18 protein-coding genes are annotated in these 20,749 nt (G+C 70.3%); 10 read left to right on the top strand and 8 right to left on the bottom strand.

Annotated features, from left to right (window positions below; genetic code table 11):
- Nucleotides 1-279 precede the first annotated feature (279 nt).
- From F8566_RS04610 to F8566_RS04595, 4 genes are all read left to right on the top strand, one after another.
- Nucleotides 280-1,419: a bifunctional phosphoglucose/phosphomannose isomerase gene (locus F8566_RS04610; protein ID WP_151558340.1), complete on the top strand. Its 1,140-nt coding sequence runs from the start codon at nucleotides 280-282 to the stop codon at nucleotides 1,417-1,419.
- Nucleotides 1,420-2,394 carry a cation diffusion facilitator family transporter gene (locus F8566_RS04605; RefSeq protein WP_151558338.1) on the top strand — a complete coding sequence of 325 codons (975 nt, stop codon included), beginning with the start codon at nucleotides 1,420-1,422 and terminating at the stop codon, nucleotides 2,392-2,394. It abuts the gene before it with no gap.
- A 524-nt stretch (nucleotides 2,395-2,918) separates the two neighbouring features.
- Nucleotides 2,919-4,589: a sensor histidine kinase gene (locus tag F8566_RS04600; protein ID WP_225992879.1), complete on the top strand. Its 1,671-nt coding sequence runs from the start codon at nucleotides 2,919-2,921 to the stop codon at nucleotides 4,587-4,589.
- A gap of 21 nt (nucleotides 4,590-4,610) precedes the next feature.
- Complete coding sequence (locus F8566_RS04595; RefSeq protein ID WP_151558336.1) at nucleotides 4,611-5,282, top strand: response regulator; 672 nt, start codon at nucleotides 4,611-4,613, stop codon at nucleotides 5,280-5,282.
- Between the two features lie 225 nt (nucleotides 5,283-5,507).
- Here the strand turns inward: F8566_RS04595 and F8566_RS04590 are convergent, their stop codons facing one another.
- On the bottom strand, nucleotides 5,508-6,539 hold the full coding sequence (locus F8566_RS04590) for a zinc-binding dehydrogenase (protein ID WP_151558334.1): 1,032 nt from the start codon (nucleotides 6,537-6,539) through the stop codon (nucleotides 5,508-5,510).
- 92 nt (nucleotides 6,540-6,631) lie between these two features.
- Here F8566_RS04590 and F8566_RS04585 point away from each other — a divergent pair, with 92 nt between their 5' ends.
- The gene (locus tag F8566_RS04585; RefSeq protein ID WP_151558332.1) at nucleotides 6,632-7,123 is read left to right on the top strand and encodes an Lrp/AsnC family transcriptional regulator; all 492 of its coding nucleotides are present in this window, start codon (nucleotides 6,632-6,634) and stop codon (nucleotides 7,121-7,123) included.
- Between the two features lie 55 nt (nucleotides 7,124-7,178).
- Here the strand turns inward: F8566_RS04585 and F8566_RS04580 are convergent, their stop codons facing one another.
- Nucleotides 7,179-7,514 (bottom strand): MerR family DNA-binding transcriptional regulator, encoded by a 336-nt coding sequence (locus tag F8566_RS04580; protein WP_151558330.1) that lies wholly within the window; start codon nucleotides 7,512-7,514, stop codon nucleotides 7,179-7,181.
- 144 nt (nucleotides 7,515-7,658) lie between these two features.
- Here F8566_RS04580 and ahcY (F8566_RS04575) point away from each other — a divergent pair, with 144 nt between their 5' ends.
- From ahcY (F8566_RS04575) to F8566_RS04560, 4 genes are all read left to right on the top strand, one after another.
- Complete coding sequence (gene ahcY / locus F8566_RS04575) at nucleotides 7,659-9,089, top strand: adenosylhomocysteinase (protein WP_151558328.1); 1,431 nt, start codon at nucleotides 7,659-7,661, stop codon at nucleotides 9,087-9,089.
- Between the two features lie 237 nt (nucleotides 9,090-9,326).
- Entirely contained in the window at nucleotides 9,327-10,583 is a 1,257-nt protein-coding gene (ahcY, locus tag F8566_RS04570; protein WP_225992877.1) for an adenosylhomocysteinase, read from the top strand.
- Nucleotides 10,584-10,598: 15 nt separating this feature from the next.
- Nucleotides 10,599-11,180: a hypothetical protein gene (locus tag F8566_RS04565; protein ID WP_151558324.1), complete on the top strand. Its 582-nt coding sequence runs from the start codon at nucleotides 10,599-10,601 to the stop codon at nucleotides 11,178-11,180.
- A gap of 229 nt (nucleotides 11,181-11,409) precedes the next feature.
- Complete coding sequence (locus F8566_RS04560; protein WP_151558322.1) at nucleotides 11,410-12,681, top strand: M14 family metallopeptidase; 1,272 nt, start codon at nucleotides 11,410-11,412, stop codon at nucleotides 12,679-12,681.
- A 131-nt stretch (nucleotides 12,682-12,812) separates the two neighbouring features.
- Here the strand turns inward: F8566_RS04560 and F8566_RS04555 are convergent, their stop codons facing one another.
- Nucleotides 12,813-14,075, bottom strand: coding sequence for an RDD family protein (locus tag F8566_RS04555; protein WP_151558320.1), 1,263 nt, complete (start codon nucleotides 14,073-14,075; stop codon nucleotides 12,813-12,815).
- 73 nt (nucleotides 14,076-14,148) lie between these two features.
- Here F8566_RS04555 and F8566_RS04550 point away from each other — a divergent pair, with 73 nt between their 5' ends.
- The gene (locus F8566_RS04550; RefSeq protein WP_151558318.1) at nucleotides 14,149-15,144 is read left to right on the top strand and encodes a stage II sporulation protein M; all 996 of its coding nucleotides are present in this window, start codon (nucleotides 14,149-14,151) and stop codon (nucleotides 15,142-15,144) included.
- A gap of 36 nt (nucleotides 15,145-15,180) precedes the next feature.
- Here F8566_RS04550 and F8566_RS04545 read toward each other — a convergent pair whose 3' ends face one another.
- The 5 genes from F8566_RS04545 to F8566_RS04525 all read right to left on the bottom strand — a co-directional run bounded on the left by F8566_RS04545 (nucleotide 15,181) and on the right by F8566_RS04525 (nucleotide 20,569).
- Nucleotides 15,181-16,491, bottom strand: a complete 1,311-nt coding sequence (locus tag F8566_RS04545) for a DUF58 domain-containing protein (RefSeq protein ID WP_151558316.1) — start codon at nucleotides 16,489-16,491, stop codon at nucleotides 15,181-15,183.
- Entirely contained in the window at nucleotides 16,491-17,450 is a 960-nt protein-coding gene (locus tag F8566_RS04540) for an AAA family ATPase (protein ID WP_151559010.1), read from the bottom strand. Before F8566_RS04540 ends, F8566_RS04545 begins: the two co-directional genes overlap by 1 nt.
- 74 nt (nucleotides 17,451-17,524) lie before the next feature.
- Entirely contained in the window at nucleotides 17,525-18,760 is a 1,236-nt protein-coding gene (locus F8566_RS04535) for a DUF4350 domain-containing protein (RefSeq protein ID WP_151558314.1), read from the bottom strand.
- Nucleotides 18,757-19,515 (bottom strand): DUF4129 domain-containing protein, encoded by a 759-nt coding sequence (locus F8566_RS04530; protein WP_151558312.1) that lies wholly within the window; start codon nucleotides 19,513-19,515, stop codon nucleotides 18,757-18,759. The genes F8566_RS04535 and F8566_RS04530 overlap by 4 nt, the downstream gene beginning before the upstream one ends.
- Nucleotides 19,505-20,569 (bottom strand): hypothetical protein, encoded by a 1,065-nt coding sequence (locus F8566_RS04525; protein ID WP_151558310.1) that lies wholly within the window; start codon nucleotides 20,567-20,569, stop codon nucleotides 19,505-19,507. The genes F8566_RS04530 and F8566_RS04525 overlap by 11 nt, the downstream gene beginning before the upstream one ends.
- Nucleotides 20,570-20,749 lie beyond the last annotated feature (180 nt).

Here is a 20,749-nt window from a genome sequence, read left to right as displayed (position 1 = left end):
GCCAGACGGCGCGTTCCGCCCGGTGAATGGGGCACAAGATGCGTCCCGGATCGTGAACGCGGCGGCCGATCGTTCCCGCGTGGTGAACGAGGCACGCGGCACGTCTCGGACCGCCAACGCGGCTGACGGTCGTCCTCGCGTGGTGAACGCGGCGGGCGATGCCTCTCGCGTGATGAACGCGGCGGACGGTCGTTCCCGCGCGGTGAATGGGGCGGATGGGTGTACGCATGCGGTTGACGGCGCTAATGGTGGGCTTGCGTCTCGTGAATGGGGTCGACGGTGAGTGACGCGGTCGATCCGGCCGTACTGGACGATCCCGCGGCCATCGAGGCGGCCGACCCGGGTGGGATGCTCCGCCAGGTCGCGTCGGCGGCGGCGCAGATTCGCGAGGCCGTGCGCGCCACCGTCGAAGCGGGCATCGACCGCCTGGCTGAGGACGGCCGTCCGCGCTCGATCGTCGTCACCGGCATGGGTGGTTCGGGCATCTCCGGCGACGTCCTGGCCGCGGTCTGCGGCCTGGGCTGCCCGGTCCCCATCGTGACCGTGCGCGGCTACCGGCTGCCGGGCTGGGTCGGCGCCGCCGATCTGGTGATCGCGGTCTCCTGCTCGGGAGGTACGGAGGAGACGCTCGCCGTCGCCACCGAGGCCGCCCGCCGGGGAGCCCGGCTGCTCTTCGTGGGCGGCGCCGACTCCCCGCTCGCCGCGATGGCCGCCCAGACCCGCGCACTGTTCGTTCCGGTGCGTTCGGTCGGCCAGCCACGCGCGACGCTGTGGGGGCTGACCGTGCCGCTGCTGCTGGCGGCCCGCACGCTGGGGCTGGCCGACATTCCGGATGACACCCTGGAATCCACGGCCACGCTCCTGGAGGACGTCTCCCATCGCTGCCGTCCGGCGAGCGAGGCGTTCGTCAACCCGGCCAAGCGCATCGCGCTGGAGCTGGCCGGAGACGTCCCGATGGTCTGGGGCACGTCGTCGCTCGCCGGCACCGCCGCTTACCGCTTCTGCTGCCAGCTCAACGAGAACGCCAAGTACCCCGGTGTCTACGGCGACCTCCCCGAAGCCGACCACAACCAGGTCGTGGCGTTCGACGGCTTCTTCGCGCGTTCCAGCGGCTCCGACGATCCCGACGACTTCTTCCGGGACCGGACCGACGATGCCGACCACGGGCTCCATCTGGTCGTGCTGCGCGATCTCGACGAGCATCCGCAGGTGCTCAAGCGCCGCGAGGTCTCGGTCGAACTGGCCCGCGCGCGGGGCGTCGCGGTGACCGAAATCGCAGCCGAGGGGGAGCATCCGCTGGAAAGGATCGCTACGCTGATCGCGCTCGGGGACTATGTGACGGTTTACTTGGCCATCGCGCTGGGCGTGGACCCCACGCCCGTGTCGGCCATCCAGGAGCTCAAGGCGAGGATTGCGTAGATGAGTGCAGAAGGCGGAACCAAGGCGATCGTCGCCGCGCTGGTCGCCAACTTGGGGATCGCGACCGCCAAGTTCGTGGCGTTCGCCTTCACTGGTTCGTCCTCGATGCTGGCAGAGGGCATCCACTCGGTCGCCGACTCCGGCAACCAGGGCCTCCTGCTCCTGGGCGGCAAGCGCGCCAAGCGGGCGCGCACCCCTCAGCACCCCTTCGGGTACGGCCGGGAGCGGTACTTCTACGCGTTCGTCGTCGCCGTCGTGCTGTTCACGATCGGCGCGGTGTTCTCCCTGTACGAGGGCTACCACAAGATCGATCACGCCCTTCACAACAAGGACGAGACGATGAGCGCCCCGGGCTGGGCGTTCGGCGTGCTGATCGTCGCGATCATCATGGAGTCCTTCTCCTTCCGCACCGCCATCCAGGAGTCCAACGCCGTCCGCGGTGAGCGGGGATGGTGGGATTTCATCCGCCGGTCCAAGGCGCCCGAACTGCCGGTGATCCTGCTGGAGGACCTGGGCGCCCTCGTCGGCCTGATCCTGGCCCTGCTCGGCGTGACCATGGCCGTCCTGACCGGCAACCTCGTCTGGGACGGCGTCGGCACCATCGCCATCGGCGTGCTGCTGGCGACCATCGCGATCATCCTGGCCATCGAGACCAAGAGCCTGCTGATCGGTGAGGGCGCGGACCCGGAGGCCGAGGAGCAGATCGTCAAGGCGCTCGAGTCGGTCGAGGAGGTCGAACACGTCATCCACATCCGGACCCAGTACGTCGGCCCGGAGGAACTGCTGATCGCGGCCAAGATCGCCGTGCAGCACGACGACACGGCCGCCGAGGTCGCCCGCGGCATCGACGCGGCCGAGGCCAAGATCCGCGCTCAGTTCCCCGAGGCTCGGCTCATCTACCTGGAGCCCGCCCTCGACGAGGTCGCCCTCAAGAACGCCCCCGCCGCCCCGGAGAGCCCGACGCCCTCCTCCTGATCCCTGCACAATCACGCGGCCCCAGGCGAAATTTCGCCTGGGGCCGACTTTTTTGTTTCCCGGCGGCTACAAGACCATCTCTACGCGCGGGCCACGGTGACGTATAAGAAGAGGCACTCGATCTCGTTCGATGCCGTGCTGCAGAGGTCACAAGCGGAACTTGTCCCTGTTGGGAGGCGTTTCCCTCGCCGGCCGGCCGTTTCGCGCCGATCGACCCCAGCCCAGGCAAGACCGGCCGTGTCTCGGAGAGACACGCCCACGGACGACCAGCGAGGGCGCCTTCCCATGCTCCCCGTCCGGACCCCTGAAGCCGGACGGTTCTGGCGTGACCGCGGCAGCTCCGCCGAACCCCCTATGTCGGTGGGGCTGCCGCGTAGGTCACGGTTAAGACACTACGTTCGCGTGCATCCTCCTTACGTCCCCCAAAAGGAGGGAAACGGGGTCGTCCTCTAGGGGGACATCCGGCGCACGCATAACACCGCACGGTGAGGTGAGCATCAGGGTAAAAGGGACAGTATTGATGAGTGACCAGCAGCAACCATCCCGGCAGCGCCCCGCACCGTACGCGCGGGCATCCACCGCCCCCCGCCGACGCGGCCGCGCACGGGGAGCCGCCAGGGCGCGGGGAGCCGTCCGCGCCGATGGCCGCTGAGTTCGGACCGGCGCTGGCCCATCATGCCTGGCGGTTGTCCGGACGGGTCGTCGCCGGTCTCGGGCAGCTGCTGTTGTGGATCATCACGGCTCTCGGCCGGCTGCTGAGCCCGGTCGGGAAGAGGCTCGGCGCGAAGCTGTACGGCTCGGGCCGGCGCCAGCACGGTGGCACCCCCGACGGGACCGCCGTCCTGCCGGGCTTCACGACGCGTACCGCCCCGCTGCCACGGTGGATCAATGCGTGGGCGGAGTTCATGGCGTCCTGGTACTTCGCGCCGCTCACCGGGCTGGCGTTGACGATCGCCGCCGTCGCCGAGCTCGCGCCGCGTACCGTATCGCCGTTGAGCGTGGCCGGTGGATTCGCGGTGGCCGCCACACTGCCGCTGGTGTGGCGCCAGGAGTACCTGCGGCCGGTGGCGGCGGTGGCGCTCGGGGCGTTCGCGGCGAGCCTGCTGACCGGCCAGGGCCTGCTGATCACCACCACGTTCGCGGCCCTCTACACGCTTTACGCGCTGGGGCGGCAGCTGCCCCGCCAGTCTGCGGGCGCGCTCGCGGTGGGCAGCCTGGTCACCGTCGCGGTGGTCTACTTCGCGACCAACACGCTGGACGAGATCCCCTGGCCGGCGCCCGTGGTCGCGGTGCTGGCCGCGATCGGGCTCGGTGACGCCCGCCGCGCGGTGGAGAGCGCGGGGCGTACGGAGGCCGAGGCCGAGGAGCGCAACAACGAGACCCTCACGCGCCTCACCGCCGTCCAGCGTGAACAGGCGGTCATGCGGGAACGCGCCCGCATCGCCCGCGAGCTGCACGACGTGGTCGCCCACTCGGTGTCGATGATCGCCGTTCAGGCCGAGACCGCCCCGTACACCATGGAGAACCTGTCTCCGGAGGCCCGCGCGGGCTACACCGAGATCGCCAAGACCGCACGGGACGCCCTCGTCGAGATGCGGCGGCTGCTCAGCGTGCTGCGCGCCGACGCCAAGCCGGAGCCGGAGTCGCAGACGGCGCCGCAGCCCCGGCTGGACCGGCTGCCGGACCTGATCGACCAGCACCGCGGCGCCGGCGGCCGGGTGGACCTGGAGGTGCACGGCGACCCGCGCACGCTGTCCACGACGGTCGAGCTGTCGGCGTACCGCATCGTTCAGGAGGCCCTCACCAACGCGCGGCGGCACGCGCCCGGCGCCGAGGTGCACGTGGACCTGACCTACCTGCCGGATCGGCTGGCCGTACGGGTACGGGACGACGGCGGCTCGGCACCGACCATGGTTCTGAACCGTGACCCCTCCGCCACCCGTAGAGACGATGGGGAACCCGGCGGCGCGGTGCAGCGTCATACCGGGCAGACTCGTCTCCAAGCCGCGCCTCCCGCGGACTCCGGCAGCGGACACGGTCTGGTCGGAATGCGGGAACGTGCGACCATGCTGGGCGGACGTTTCTCCGCAGGACCGGCCGTAGCGGGCGGTTTCCTGGTGGAGGCCGAGCTCCCGCTGTCGAGGGAAGGAAACCCGACCCGTGATCCCGGTTCTGAGGCATCCGGCCGTCGCTGAGCTCCGCATGGAGCCGGCACGATGATCAAGGTTATGATCGTCGACGATCAGACGATCGTGCGTGCGGGCTTTGCCGCACTTCTGGACGCGCAGCCCGACATCTCCGTCATCGGCGAGGCCGGAGACGGCCGCGAGGCGGTCCAGATGGCCGAGGCCAACCGGCCGGACGTCGTCGTCATGGACATCCGGATGCCCGGCATGGACGGCATCGAGGCCACCAGGCGCATCCTGGGCCGGCCAGGCGCCGACGGCGTCCGGGTCCTGGTGCTGACCACGTTCGACGTGGACGAGTACGTCTACGAGGCCCTGTCAGTGGGCGCCAGCGGCTTCCTTCTCAAGGACGCCACTGCCGACGAACTGGTTTCAGCCGTACGGGTCGTGGCGCGCGGAGACTCCCTCCTGGCGCCCCAGGTCACCGGACGCCTGATCCGCGAGTTCACAACACAGCGCCGCAACCGTCCCCAGGCACCCGCAGAGCTGGCGACACTGACCGCCCGCGAGACCGAGGTGCTGGTGCTGATCGCCGGCGGCCTGTCGAACGGCGAGATCGCCGCTCGTCTCGTCGTCAGCGAGCACACCGTCAAAACGCACGTGGCCCGCGTCTTCACCAAGCTGAGCCTGCGCGACCGTGCCCAAGCCGTCATGCTCGCGTACGAGTCAGGCCTGGTGGTCCCAGGAGCCAACAGCACCTGACCCACGCGCGATCAAACCGATCCCTCGGGGAAACCGCATCCATCCTGGATGACATCGCGGGCGAGTGTGATCAGGTCTGCGACTGCTGGGTGGCTTGGCGGATCGGTCCAAACGAGCTGGACCGGAACGGGTGATGCGTCCGCGATCGGGCGGTAGGTGACTCCGGGGTAGGTGTGGAGGCCCACGGTGGCAACGGGTCGATCTCCGAGGCCGTGGCACAGGCACTCAGGCGGTCTGCACCACGGCCTTGATGGCGCGGCGTTCGTCCATGGCCCGGTAGGCCGAGGCGACCTCGTCCAGCGGCACATCGCAGGTGAGCACGGGCGAGGGGTCCAGGGTCCCGGCCAGTACTTGTTCGACCAGGGTTTGGAGGTATCGGCGCGCCGGGGTCACTCCCGCCCGCAGCGTGATGTTGTGGCGAAAGAAGCGGTAGAGGTCCACCGAGTGGACGCCGTTGGGGACGCCAACCGAGCCGATGGTGCCGCCTGGCCTTGCCACGGTCACCGCCAGATCCAGCGCTGACTGGGTTCCGGCGCATTCGGCGATGCAGGCGGCGCCTCCGCCGGTCCGTTCCAGGAGGTCCGCCGCGGTGCCGGAGTGGCTCGCATCCAGTACGTCGGTGGCGCCCAGCCGTTGGGCCAGTTGCCCGCGGTCGCGATGGCGGCCGACCGCCAGGATCCGCTCGGCCCCGGCCGCCTTGGCTGCCAGCACCGCGCACAGCCCGACCGCGCCGTCGCCGATCACCACAACGGTTCCGCTGGGCCGTACGCCCGCCAGCGTGATGGCGTGCACGCCGGTCGCCATGACGTCGGTCAGCGGTAGCAGGCGGCGCAGCAGAACGGGGTCGGCGTCGGTCTGTACCGGCACGAGCGTGGCGTCGGCGAAGGGAACACGCACCGCCTCGGCCTGACCGCCGTCATGGCCGCCGCCCCAGAACCCCCCATGCGGGCAGGAAGTGAACAGGCCATCACGGCAGTACGCGCAGGTGCCGTCGGCGAAGGCGAACGGCGCCAGTACCAAGTCGCCGCGGCGCACGCTGCCGACCGCGGCACCGACATCCTCGACGATTCCGATCCATTCGTGGCCCATCCGATCGCCGGGCGTGAACTTCTCCTGGCCGCGGTACGGCCACAGGTCGGATCCGCACACGGCGGCCAGCATCACGCGCACCACCGCGTCGGTGGGCTCGACGAGCACAGGGTCAGGGACCTCGACGACCCGCACCGTGCCGACATCTTCCAAGACGGTCGCTCTCATGACCGACGACGCTATGCCGGAATGCCACGCATGGCCCATACGATTGCGACAGTCATCACCGCTGTCCATCAGCGCTTGGGAGGCGAGCAGCCCTGTCAACCTTCGATTCGTCACTCGATACCACCGACTTGAGGATCGTCCGGGAGTTGACGGCTGATGCCCGGATCAGCCTGGCCGAGCTAGGCCGCCGGGTCTCGCTCAGCAGGCCCGCCGTGGCCGAACGGGTCCGTCGCCTGGAGGACGCCGGGGTGATCATCGGCTACACGACCCGGCTCGACCTGAACCGTCTCGGCCTGTCCCTGCAGGCACGGGTCTCGCTGCGCCCCCGGCACCGCTCGGTCAAGGGCGCCGCCTGGCTGCAGGAACGGCTGCTGTCCATCGGGCACGTTCTGTCCTGCGTCCACGTCACCGGCCAGAACTGCTACGAGCTCGCCATCGCCGTGCGTGACGCCGGGCAACTGGAGGAGGTCATCGAGCAACTCAGTGCGCTCGGCGAGACCACCACCTCGGTAGTACTGTCCGAGCCGCTGCACCCCGGCGACGTCGACGTCACCGCCTGGAGCAACCATGCTGACGGGCGATGAGTGCCCTTGCCCTGCAAGCTGCTCCAGGTCGTTCAGCGGCCGGTCGACCGGTGGGTCAGCGGCGGCGGAGGAGGCGGAGGGCTTTCTCCTTCTCGAAGTCGAGGGCCCGGGTGGGCGGGGCGGAAAGGCGGCCGATTCGTTCGCCCAGCTCCCGGACGCGGGCCTGGACCTCGGGCTCGGCGAGTACCCGGAGGCCGAAAGCCAGCTCGGCCGGGCCTATGTCGTAGCGTTTCTCCAGAGCCAGGGCGAGGGCGACCGCGCGGAGTTCGGTGTCGCCGAAGCGGCGGTGGCCGCTCTGCTCGCGGGTGGGCGGCAGCAGTCCAAGGGCCTCGCGATAGCGGAGCATGCGGGGTGAGGTGCCGAGCCGCCGGGCGGCCTCCGTGATGCGCATGGGGTGATTCTGACAAATTAGTGTAAGAAAGTCGCCCTCTGGCGTGCCTTGGCCGCACGGCCGCGCCTAGACTCGCGGGCGGACCCACAGTCATGGGCGCGGTGGGCGCCGATCCTCCACGTGGACGCAAGGAGCAACGTAAGCATGGACTACAAGGTCGCCGATCTGTCGCTGGCCGACTTCGGGCGCCGGGAGATCCGGCTCGCCGAGCATGAGATGCCCGGTCTGATGGCCGTACGCAAGGAGTACGCCGAGGCCAAGCCGCTGCGCGGTGCGAAGATCATGGGCTCGCTGCACATGACGATCCAGACCGCCGTGCTGATCGAGACGCTGGTGGAGCTGGGCGCCGACGTTCGCTGGGTGTCGTGCAACATCTTCTCCACCCAGGACCACGCCGCGGCCGCGGTCGTCGTGGGCCGGGAGGGCACCGTCGAGGACCCGAAGGGCGTCCCGGTGTTCGCCTGGAAGGGCGAGACGCTGGAGGAGTACTGGTGGTGCACCGACCAGGCGCTGTCCTGGCCCGACGGCACCCCGCCGAACATGATCCTCGACGACGGCGGTGACGCGACGCTGCTCGTTCACAAGGGCGCCGAGTACGAGAAGGCCGGCGCGGTGCCGTCGGCGGGCGAGGGCGACCCGGAGGAGTGGGGGATCATCCTCGAGACGCTGCGCCGCACGATCGCTGAGCGTCCCGGGCGCTGGACCGAGGCGGCCGCCGCGATCAAGGGCGTGACCGAGGAGACCACGACCGGTGTGCACCGGCTGTACGAGATGGCCAAGGCGGGCACGCTCGCATTCCCGGCGATCAACGTCAACGACTCGGTGACCAAGTCCAAGTTCGACAACAAGTACGGCTGCCGGCACTCGGTGATCGACGGCCTCAACCGCGCCACCGACGTGCTGATCGGCGGCAAGGTCGCGCTCGTGGCCGGCTACGGCGACGTGGGCAAGGGCTGCGCCGAGGCGCTCAAGGGTCAGGGCGCCCGCGTGATCGTCACCGAGATCGACCCGATCTGCGCCCTGCAGGCCGCGATGGACGGCTTCCAGGTCGCCACGCTGGACGACGTGGTCGACACGGTCGACATCTTCGTGACCACGACCGGCAACTTCAACATCATCACGGCCGACCACATGGCCAGGATGAAGCACCAGGCGATCGTGTCCAACATCGGGCACTTCGACAACGAGATCGACATGGCCGGTCTCGCCCGCGTCCCGGGCATCGTCAAGACCGAGATCAAGCCGCAGGTGCACGAGTGGCGCTTCCCGGACGGCCACACCATCCTGGTGCTCGCCGAGGGCCGTCTGATGAACCTGGGCTGCGCCACCGGCCACCCCTCGTTCGTCATGTCCAACTCGTTCACCAACCAGGTGATCGCTCAGATCGAGCTGTTCACCAAGACCGAGGAGTACCCGGTCGGCGTCTACGTCCTGCCCAAGCACCTGGACGAGAAGGTCGCGCGCCTACACCTGGACGCGCTCGGCGTGAAGCTGACCAAGCTCACCAAGGAGCAGGCCGAGTACATCGGCGTCGACGTCGAGGGCCCCTACAAGCCCGACCACTACAGGTACTGATTTTATTGCGTCGCCCTCGGCGTCGGGCGCTGAGCGCCCTCCTTCAACGGGCAACGCGGCGCTCGCTGGCATCGCGCCCGACTCGCCTGGCGGCTCGCTCCGCGATCAGTTCCTCGCAGGCTCGGAACTGCCTTCGGACGCGATCGCAGCGCCGGTCGGTGGTTGATGCCGTGATCTTGATGAGGTGATACTGCCGGGCGGGCTCGTGCCCGCCCGGCAGTGTTATGAGGAGTGTTGTTGAGCGACATCGCGGACGCCTCGCTGGCGTACGAGGGCGTGAAGCGGATCGAGTGGGCCGACCGGACCATGCCGGTGCTCCGGCAGATCCGGGAGCGCTTCGCGGTCGAACGGCCGCTGGACGGCTTCAAGATCGCGGCGTGCATGCACGTGACGACCGAGACCGCGAACCTCATCCGTACCCTGCAGGCGGGCGGCGCCAGCGTCGCGCTGGCCGCGTCCAACCCGCTGTCCACGCAGGACGACACCGCCGCCGCGCTCGTCCACGAGTACGGCGCCGAGGTCTTCGCCCGCTCGGGCATCGACCGCGAGGGGTATTACCGGCATATCCACCAGGCGCTGGAGACGGCTCCTGATCTGGTGCTCGACGACGGCTGCGACCTGGTCAACACCCTGCACATCGAACGCACCGACCTGCTCGCCACGGTCAAGGGCGGCTGCGAGGAGACCACCACCGGGGTCATCCGGCTCCACCAGATGGCGCGCGAGGGCGTGCTGCGGTTTCCGATGGTGGCGGTGAACGACACCGACACCAAGCACATGTTCGACAACCGCTACGGCACCGGGCAGTCCACGCTCGACGGCATCATCCGGGCCACCAACACCTTGCTGGCGGGCAAGACGATCGTCATCGCGGGCTTCGGCTACTGCGGGCGTGGCCTGGCCGAACGTGCCCGCGGCCTCGGCGCCCGCGTCGTCATCACCGAGATCGACCCTGTGAAGGCCCTGGACGCCGCGCTGCAGGGCTTCGCCGTACAGCCGATGGCCCAGGCCGCCGAGCACGGCGACGTCTTCATCACCGTCACCGGCAACCGCGATGTGATCGCCGCCGAGCATCTCGCGGTGATGAAGGACGGCGCGATCCTGGCGAACTCCGGCCACTTCGACGTCGAGATCGACGTCCGTGCCCTGGGAGAGCTGGCCGTCGAGGTCCATCACGGTGTCCGCCCCCAGGCGGACGAGTACGTTCTCGCCGACGGCCGGCGCCTGGTGTTGCTGGCCGAAGGGCGGCTGGTCAACCTCGCCGCCGCCGAGGGCCACCCGGCGGCCGTCATGGACATGTCGTTCGCCGACCAGGCACTCACCTGCGCCTGGCTGGCCAAGGAGCACGCCGACCTCGCGCCCGCCCTCCACGACGTGCCCAAGGAGATCGACACCGAAGTGGCCCGCCTGAAGCTGGCCTCCATGTCGATCGGCATCGACACCCTCACCCCCGAGCAGGAGGACTACCTCCACTCCTGGCGCCTGGGCTCCTGAGGTAACGTCCTTCGCGTGCCGCGCGGAACTTACCTTCACCTGGACGAAGAGCTAGAGGAACGCTTTCAGTGCGCGCCCGGCGCGGGCGGGTGGCGGTATGTGGGGGAGCGCTCCGACGGGATGCGGCTCGACCTCGTCGTGGACGGGCGGTGGCGGCAGATCCGGATGGAGTTGGTCGCTCCCGACTGGTGGATCCGCGGTGGCGTGACCGGTCACGAACTCGCGTGGGTACGGGCGGCCTCGGGTGCCGAGACCGTGACCGAGCACGGTGAACGCGCCGCGGCGTTCATCGGGGATTCGCCGGGCTTCCTTGTCTCGGTGGCCCGGACGCTGCGGCTCCAGAAGGGCGAGCAGGCCGACGTGCGCCTCGTTCGGCTGAGCGGCCCGGCGCTGTCCGCGCTGACCGGCCTGTGGCGCTGGCGGCTGGCGGAGATCGAGACGCACGAGACCGAGACCGCCCCGCTGCCGGTGGAACGGTATGAGGTGACCGATCTGGCGACCGGCGAGGTGGACATGGTGCACCTGGCCGGAGACGTGGTGGTGGCCGCCCCGGGAATCGAGCTGACCGAGCTCGGGTCACCGCCCAATCTCGGCTGATCACCCATTTTCAATGGACGTCGTTGAAATTTCAGTCCGATTTTGATTGTGACTGAACATGGGCGTGCAAAGCGCTGCTGACCTGCGTCGACAGGTGGTTACTCTTTCTGTCGGCGGGCAGCGGCCGCCATTGTAAAAGGACGCCGCAACAGTCATCGTGACGGCACCGCGAGCGCTCGTGGACTTCCTGTGGAAACCCCGCACATGCGAATGGCAGGTGTCCCGTCACATGGTGATCCCCCGGAGACTCGCTCCCGTCGCCGCGGTTCTCGCGGCCTTCCTCATGGTCCTGGCCGGGCAGTCCGGCGCGGGGGCGGCCGCGCCCGCTCCCGACTCGCCGTCCAAGCAGTACCTGGTGACCGGCGCGGCCACGGCCCAGCAGCGGTCCCAACTGGCCCGGACGGGCGCGGCGATCGACAACGTGCGCGCCGACGGCTCGGTCGAGGTCAGCGCCATCCCGTCCGAGGTCAGCGCCATCAAGCGGCTCGGACTCAAGGTCAGCTTGCTCCCCGCCCCCGCCCCGCAACCGCGCGCCGCCACCTCGTACCACACCTATGCCGAAACGCTGGCCGAGATCGACCAGGTCGTCGCCAACTATCCGCAGATCGCGCGCAAGTTCGTCGCGGGCAAGTCGTACCAGGGCAGGGACATCGTCGGCGTCAAGATCAGTGACAACGTCGCCGCCGACGAGGCCGAGCCCGAGGTGCTCTACATCGCCAACATCCACGCGCGGGAGCGGCTCACCAACGAGCAGGCGCTCTACCTGATCGGCATCCTCACCAAGGAGTACAACGCCACCAGCCGCATCACCAACATCGTGAACAGCCGGGAGATCTGGATCATCCCGATCTCCAACCCCGACGGCCAGGTCTACGACATGACCAGCGACACGTCGGCGGGCCGCATGTGGCGCAAGAACCGCAGGCCCAACTCGACCTCGACCGGCACCGACCTCAACCGCAACTTCGCCTACCGGTGGGGCTGCTGCGGCGGCTCGTCGGGCAACGGCGCCAGCGAGACCTACCGCGGGCCGTCGGCGGAGTCCGAGCCGGAGACCAAGGTCCTGGCCAACTTCGCCCGCAGCCGCGTCGTGGGCGGCGTCCAGCAGCTGAAGATCTTCCTGGACATCCACTCGTACGGCGAACTCGTGCTCTGGCCGTTCGGCTACACCTACGCCAACACGGTGCCCGGCGCCCTGTCGGCGGACGAGGAGGCGACCCATCGCACCATCGGGCGCCAGATGGCGAACTCCAACGGCTACACGCCCCAGCAGGCCAGCGACCTCTACATCACCGACGGCACGACGGATGACTGGTTCTGGGGCAACCAGCGCATCTTCTCCTACACGTTCGAGATGTACGGCAGCAGCTTCTACCCGTCGCCGTCCGTCATCGAACGAGAGACCTCCCGCAACCGGGACGCTCTGCTCACCCTGACCGAGTACGCCGACTGCCCCTACCGGGCCATCGGCAAGCAGCAGCAGTACTGCGGCACGCCTTAGCGAATCAGGAACCCCCGCCGGCCGATTCCCACCGGAGCCACGCTCCGGTGGGAACGGTCGGCGTGCCTATGGTGCGGGCCTTCAGCGGGGCCAGGTATGGGCGTCGAGCAGGCACGTTCCTGGCGAGGGCTTCACAGTGGCGGCGGAGGTGAGTCCTCCGGTGGAGGCGGCGCCTGCGGCGGCCCAGGGGGAGCGCCCTGCGGTGGTCCAGGCGGTGGACCCTGCGGCCATGGATGGGTTCCCTGCGGCGGCCCTTGGGGCGGTCCGGGCGGTGGGCCCTGGGGAGGTCCCTGTCGAGGGTAGGGAGGTTGGTGGGGCGGCGGCTGACTTCCGTACGGGTAGGCGTACGGCGGCGGCTGAGGCTGCGGGCCGCGTTGCGGCGGCTGGTATGGGCCTGGGCCTTGTCCGGGCGGCAGCGGCCGGTTGAGGACGTCCTGGTACGGGCCGGAGCCGTAGTTCACGGGTGGCACGAACGTGGGCCTGCCTGGCACCGGGCCGCTGAACGGCGGGGGAGCCGGAGGGCCCTGACGCGGAGCGGGAGCGGGTGCCGGGCCCGCCATGGCCATCGCGGGCGCCGGAGCAGGGGTGGCCGGACCCGGCCATGCGGTCAGTTGCTGTCCGGCGATCCGCATCCGGCGGGCCTTGCGTTGCGCGAGCCGCCATTCGTCACGGCGGCGCCGCTCGGCCAGGATGGCCGACAAAAGGATCTCGGGGCGCACACCCGGCGGCGGGGGCGGGCTGACTACGGCGGTGACCTGGTCGGTGATGCGCTGGCCCAGCGCGTCCCGTACCTCGGGCAGCAGATCCCAGAAGCGAGCGAGGTACTGCCGCGCGGTCATCGCGAGCTCGTCCGACAGCTGCGACAGCTCCAGCGTCTGCGCCCAGCCGGCCAGCTGCGGCGGCATCACCGCGATCGGGCCGTAGATCGACGTGCCGGACGCCCGTTCCTGGATGACCACCGTTCCCGCGAAGAGGTCGCCCAGGCGCTTGCCGCGCTTGCTGAAGAGCGACGTGATCAACGCGGGCGCGCCCGCGAAGGCCCAGAACTCCACATAGCCCGCCAGCGCGCGGACCAGCGCCTGCCGGAACCGGATCGGCCCGCCGTCGTCGGAGACCACCCGCAGCCCCAGCGCGAGCTTGCCGATCGTACGGCCCCGGGTCATGGTCTCGAAGATGCAGGGATAGCCCACCTGCACCAGGACGGTCGTCAGGATGACGAGTCCGGCAGACCAGGCGTCGTCGGCGACCAGCTCCGTCATGCGGGCCGGGATCAGCGCGAAGTTGAGGATCACCAGCTGGATCATCAGGTCCAGGAGGAGCGCGCAAGCCCGGCTGGCCAGCCGCGCGACCTTGATCTCGACCGCGACGGCCTCACCGGTGACGAGCTCGGCCATGTACTCCTCCTGCGTCGGGCGCTGGGGAGGTCCATTTTGCCCGGTCGGTGACCGGACACGTTACTCTCCCCAGGTGGACGTCGATGCCTATGTGGCCGCCCATAACGACGAATGGCAGCGCCTGGAACGGCTGATCAACAACAGCCGCAAGCTGACCGGCGCGGAGGTCGACGAGCTGGTCGAGCTCTACCAGCGCACCGCGACCCACCTCTCGGTGGTCCGGTCCGGCTCGCCCGACCCGCTGCTCGTCGGACGTCTGACGTCCCTGGTGGCGCGCGGCCGTGCGGCGGTGGCGGGTGCCCAGGCGCCGATGTGGCGGGACTTCTCCCGATTCTTCAGCGCGTCGTTCCCGGCCGCCGCCTACCGGCTGCGCTGGTGGTGGATGGGCAACGCACTGCTCGGGAACCTGCTCGCCTTCGCCCTGGCGGTCTGGATCATCAAGAACCCGGAGGTCCAGGCCACGATCGGGACGCCGAGCCAGATCCAGGACATCGTCGACAACGAGTTCGCCAACTACTACACCGAACATTCGGCGTCGTCGTTCGCGTTCAAGGTCTGGATCAACAACGCCTGGGTCTCCGCGGTCGCCCTGATCTTCGGCATCCTGCTGGGCATACCGACGATCATGGTGCTGGTCATGAACCAGCTCAATCTCGGCGTGATGGCCGGGCTGATGATCGCCAACGGCAAGGGAGACGTGTTCTTCGGGCTGATCCTGCCGCACGGCCTCCTGGAGCTGACCGCGGTCTACCTGGCCTGCGCCGCCGGACTGAAGATCGGCTGGACCATCATCGACCCGGGCCGCCGCCCGCGCGCGCAGGCGCTCGCCGAGGAGGGCCGGGCGATGATGAGCATCGCCCTCGGCCTGATCGTCGTCCTGCTGGTCTCCGGCCTGATCGAGGGCTTCGTGACCGGCTGGGTCCACACCACCTGGCTGCGCATCGGTATCGGTGTCGTCGCCGAGGTCACGTTCCTCGCGTACGTCATCGTGCTGGGCCGCCGCGCCGTCCGCGAGGGCGAGACCGGCGAAAGCCCCGAACGCCCCGACGTGGTCCCCACCGCGGGCTGAGTGCCACAGGCCGCCGTTTCGTTAGAGGCGGCTTCGTTAGAGGCGGCCGCCCGCCTTCAGGGCCAGGTAGGCGTCGGCCAGGGCGGGGGCCAGTTCGTCTGGTGGGGCGTCGACGACTTCGACTCCGTACTTGCGCAGCTCGGCGGTGAGGCGGCGGCGTTCGGCGCGGGCGCGTTCGGCGGCGGCCGCGTCGTACACGGCGGCCAGATCGCCCCGCGCGGCGGCCATCTCGTCGACGCGCGGGTCGGACACCGAGGCGATCATCAGCAGGTGCCGTGCGGTGAGCTGCGGCAGTACCGGCAGCAGGCCCTCCTCGATCGCGGCCGTGTTGAGCTCGGTCAGCAGCACCACCAGGCAGCGCTGCCGGACGCGCGACATGAGCGTGGAGACCATCCCGGCGGCGTCGCACTCGATCAGCTCGGGCTCGATCGGCGCCAGGGCCTGCACCATGGCGGGCAGCAGGTCGGTGCGCGAGGCGCCCTCGACCCGGGCCCGAACGCGGCGGTCGTACGCGAGCAGGTCGACCCGGTCACCGGCGCGGGACGCCAGGGCGCCGAGCAGCAGTGCCGCGTCCATCGAGCAGTCCAGGCGCGGGATGTCGCCCACCCGCCCGGCGGACGTGCGGCCCGTGTCGAGGACGAGGTAGATCCGGCGGTCGCGCTCGGGCCGCCACGTCCGTACGACCACGTCGGCCCGGCGCGCGGTGGCCCGCCAGTCGATCGAACGCACGTCGTCGCCGTCCACGTACTCCCGCAGCGAGTCGAACTCGGTGCCCTGGCCACGGATGAGCGCCACGTGCTGCCCGGTCAGCTCGCGCAGCCTGGCGAGTTTCGCGGGCAGATGGCGGCGGGACGGGAACGCCGGCAGCACGCGCAGCGTCCAGGGCGCGGCACGCGACAGCTGCCGGGCGGCCAGTCCGAGGGGGCCGACCGAACGGACCGTGACGGTCACCGCCTTGCGGTCGCCACGCCGTGACGGCACGAGCGTCATGTCGACGCGGCGGCGTTCCCCTGGGGGCACGTTGATGGTGACGGTGCGCCCGTCGCCAGAGCCGTCCGGGGTGGCGTTGGCGCTCGGCGGCCAAACGTCGCGCAGCCTGGCCTTCACCTTGCGGTCGCCGAGGTTCTCCACGATGAGGGCCACATGCGCGGTCTGGCCGAGCCGTACGTTCGTGTCGCCGGTCCGGTGGAAGCGCAGCGCGCGCACGTTCCCCGCCAGCGCCAAGTCGAGCAGCACCCCGAGCAGCAGGACGCCCCAGATCGCGAGCATCGTCCACCAGCTCGGCAGGAAGATCGGCACGACCGCGCCGAGCAGCGCGAGGAGCCCCAGGCGCCCGGTCAGCGCCATCAGCGCGGGGCGGGGACGTGGGCGAGGATGCCCTCCAGCACGCCGTCCGCGGTCGCGCCCTCCAGCTCGGCCTCGGGACGCAGCTGCGTCCGGTGGCGGAGCGTCGGGCGGGCCAGAGCCTTCACGTCGTCCGGCGTCACATAGTCACGGCCGGACAGCCAGGCCCACGCGCGCGACGTCGCCAGGAGCGCGGTGGCGCCACGCGGCGAGACGCCCAGCTGGAGCGACGGGGACTGCCGGGTGGCCCGGCAGATGTCGACGACGTAGGCGGCGACCTTGGGATCGAGGTGGACGCCGCGCACCGCGGCCCGGCCGGCGGCCAGCTCGGCGGCGCCCGCCACCGCGGTGACCTCCGACAGGTCGCGCGGGTCGAACCCGGCGGCGTGCCGCTGCAACATCGAGATCTCATCGTCCCGGGACGGCACCGGGACGGTCAGCTTCAGCAGGAACCGGTCGAGCTGGGCCTCGGGCAGCGGATAGGTGCCCTCGTACTCGATCGGGTTCTGCGTGGCGCAGACGACGAACGGGTCGGGCAGCGGACGGCCGGTGCCCTCGACCGACACCTGCCGTTCCTCCATCGCCTCCAGCAGCGAGGCCTGCGTCTTGGGCGGCGTCCGGTTGATCTCGTCAGCCAGCAGCAGATTGGTGAACACCGGGCCCTCGCGGAACTCGAACTCCGCGGTCCGGTTGTCGTAGATCAGCGAGCCGGTGACGTCGCCGGGCATCAGGTCGGGCGTGAACTGCACCCGCTTGAAGTCCAGGTCGAGCGCCTGCGACAGCGTCCGGATCATCAGCGTCTTGGCCGTGCCCGGCACGCCCTCCAGCAGCACGTGGCCCCGGCAGAGCAGCGCGATGACCAGGCCGGTCACCACCGAGTCCTGGCCGACGACCGTCTTGGCCACCTCGGCGCGCAGCGCGGTCAACGCCGCCCGCGCGCCCGCGGCCTGCTCGGCGTCCACCGCGACTGAAGCTCTTGTGGATTCTGGCGTATCGACAGGTGATTCGCCGTCCTTGGCGAGCTCCACGGGATTGTTCACGATTCGCGAACCTGCCTTTCCAGGTCGTCGAGAAAGTCGGTGAGCCCCACCAGCTGCGCGTCGTCCGCAGGCTCAGGACCGTACAGCGCCGCGCCGACCGCCGCCTCGCCGGCGTTCGTGCGGCGGGCGACCGCCGCGACGATCTCATGCGCGGCCGCCGGATCCTGTGCGGCGCTGCGCGGCAGGCCGAGCAGCGGAACGAGCCGTTCGATCGCGCCGGCGCGCAGGGCCGCGGCGGCGCGCTCCCGGGCGTGGTGGGCGCGGTACAGCCGGGCGCGTCCCTCGACCGTCTCGGCGGAGCGGACGGCGACGGGCAGCGCCTCGGCCACCACCGGGCCGAGCCGCCGTGCCCGCCACAGCGCGATCAGCACGACCGCGACGGCCAGCTGGAAGAAGAAGAGATTCACGCCGAACGGGATCAGATCGCCGAGCGACTTGTCGCCGCCGCTGCCCGCGCGCGGGCGGTCGGGGATCAGCCAGACCACGGACGAACGTGCGCCCGCGAGGTTCATCGCCAGCGCCGCGTTGCCCTCTTTGGTGAGGTTCTCGTTGGTGAGGGGCGTGGCGGAGCCGATGATCGTGACCGTCCGGCCGGCGGCCGAGGTGGGCGGAAGCTGGACGACCCGCGCGAACTCGTCGGCGCGGTAGCAGCCGGCCGCGCCGGACGGGAGCTCGTAGGTCTCCGAGGATCTGCCGAAGTCGACCCGGCCCGCGAGCGTCGCCGCCGGCAGCGAGCAGCCCGGCTCGGCCACTTCCTCAAGTGACTTGGCCGCCGGGAACACCCCGGGAGCCAGCGCCTCCAGGAGCTCGCGGCTCGGCGTGACCAGCAGGAGGTCGCCGGACGCGGCGCGCAGGCGGCCCACGTCGGCGGGCGTGAGGTTCTCCGGCTTGGTGATCACGAGGACGGAGGAGGGATTGCTCTGGGACACGGCGTCGGCCGCGCGGCGCGTCACCGTGACGGGCGTGCCGCGCTGCTTGAGGACCTCGGCGAGGGCCCGGGTGCCGTCGCGGCCCGGCTCGGTGGGGTCGAGGTACCCCGGCGTGACCGTGGGCTTGAGCGCGGCCAGGATGATCGCCACGAGCACCGTCGCGAAGATCACGAGGACGATGCCGCGCGACGCCCGCCAGCGGCGCTGGGCCACCTGCCGTGCCGTCGTGTCGCCTCCGCCGTTGCCGTTGTCACCTGCGGGTGCCGGGGAGGGCTGCGTGGGCGCGCTGATCGTGTCCGTCATCGCCCCTCACCGCCCGTCTCAGCCGGGATGTACGGCGACCGCCACCCGGTGCCTGCGGCGTCGGCACCGGCACCGGCGCCTTGGAGAACGCCCTGGTCGCCGGTCTCGTCGTCGCCGCCCTTGCCGTCGCCGTCAAGCGGCCGTGGGCGTGCGGCCCGTACTCGTTCGTCAAGCGTGGTGAGCGTGGCGTAGCCCTCCGCGGTGCCCGGCCGGTCGCCGTACCAGACGTCGTCGAAGATCCGTACGCCCGCGAGGAGGTCGGCGGCCAGCTCCGGCAGCGCCTGCCCGGCCTCGGCCGCCAGCTCGTCGGCGGTACGGCCCGGTCTCGGTCCGAGTATGGCTCGTTCCTCCAGATCACGGGCGATGGCGCGCAGCCGCTCGCGGATCGCCTCCGCCCACTGGCCCGCGGCGGCGTGCCGTTCGGCGGCGGTGCGGTGGTCGCGCGAGGCCGAGGGCCTCTCCTCAAGGAGCGGAGCCTTGCGGGAACGGGTGAGGCGGCGGCCGCGCATGAGCCACGCGATGATCGCGATCGCCGCCGCCAGGATCACCAGGATGATGACGATCGAGATCCATCCGCCGCCGTTGCCGTGCGCCTGCGGCGCCGACGCGTCCTCGAACAGGCCGTTCAGCCATTCGGTGAACCGATCCCACAACTTTTCCAACCAGGACGGGTTGTCCTGGTTGTAGATCGGCTTTTCGAGCTCGCGGCGGGCCAGCTCCCGGGCCTCGTCCCGCCCGATCGGATCAATGATCATGAGGATCCCCAGGGTAGGGGGAGGTGATCAGCGGGCTGGGCCGCCAGAGGTCGAAGAAGCCGTCGTCGGTGGCCGGGACGTGCACCGGTGCGGGGATCGAATCCTCGGCGGGACGGGTGCGCAGGTCGAGGTCGAGGCCCTCGCGCCGCATGCGGCGGTCGAAGTAGAGCAGCGCGATCACGCCCGCGTCGAACGGCAGCACCACCGACCAGCTGACGATGCGTCCGACCGTGTCGACGGCGATCTTCAGGACCAGCTCGGTGCCGTGCGGGTCGCGCTCGAAGAAGATCAGGTCAGCGACCAGGAACGGGATCCGCAGCGCGAAGAAGCCCATGAAGACCGTGATCATCATGGTGAGCAGCAGCGTGCCGCAGGTCCGCCACCAGCGGCCCCGGGACAGCGCGGTGGCGCGCCGCAGGGCCCCGGTGAACGTCTGCCGTTCCAGGACCACGGCGGGCGCGCCCAGCACCAGCAGGACGTACAGCCAGATCATGAGGGCCAGGCCCGCCGGGATCGCGACGACCCCGGCCAGCACGCTCAGCGCCGGATGCGCCTCGGTGGCGACGAGCAGGGCGAACGGGGCGAGCGGCAGGATCAGGCCGAGCAGCGCGGCGAGGATGACCACGGCCGACACGGCGGCCAGGCGGCCCAGCCGGGGCCGGGTGTCCCGCCACGCCTGCCGCAACGAGGCCGGCCTCTCGAACATGCTGCGCCCCAGCACCGGGCCGAGAAATCCCGAGAGCAGGAGGATCCCGTACGCCGACAGGGTCATGCCGAGCGCGCCGAGCCACAGCTGGGTGCCCACCGACTCCCAGAACTTGCTGCGCGTGAAGCCGCCGCTCGCCTCCGGGCCCAGCAGGTAGTACGCGGCGAGCGAACCGAGCACCTGGATCACCGTGGTCACGGCCACCGAGAGGCCCAGCGCGGCCCGCGGGTGGCGGCGGATCCCGGCGATGGCGCCGTCCATCATCTCCGAGATCGACATCGGCCGGAACGGGACGTCGCCACCCAGCAGAGGGGCGTCGTCAGGCTCCCAGCCCTTCGGTCCCGGCATCTCTCTGCTCCCAGTACGGCGGCCGACGTGCAAACGAACGGATCTCTCGCAGTTCTCGTCATCCTGTCATGAGCTAAGCGAGCCTTGTCCGCCTAAAGCGTGCGTGGGTGCAAGCTGCGGAAGGCGAACGTTGCCAGTTATCGGGTGGTAGTGGGTGGTCGCTGTCGACCATCCGGCCTT

It is taken from the genome of Actinomadura rudentiformis, assembly GCF_008923185.1.
In the GTDB taxonomy this organism is placed as follows: Bacteria; Actinomycetota; Actinomycetes; order Streptosporangiales; family Streptosporangiaceae; genus Spirillospora; species Spirillospora rudentiformis.
Note: the sequence above shows the minus strand (reverse complement) of the source record. Positions and strands in the feature narration are given on the sequence as shown.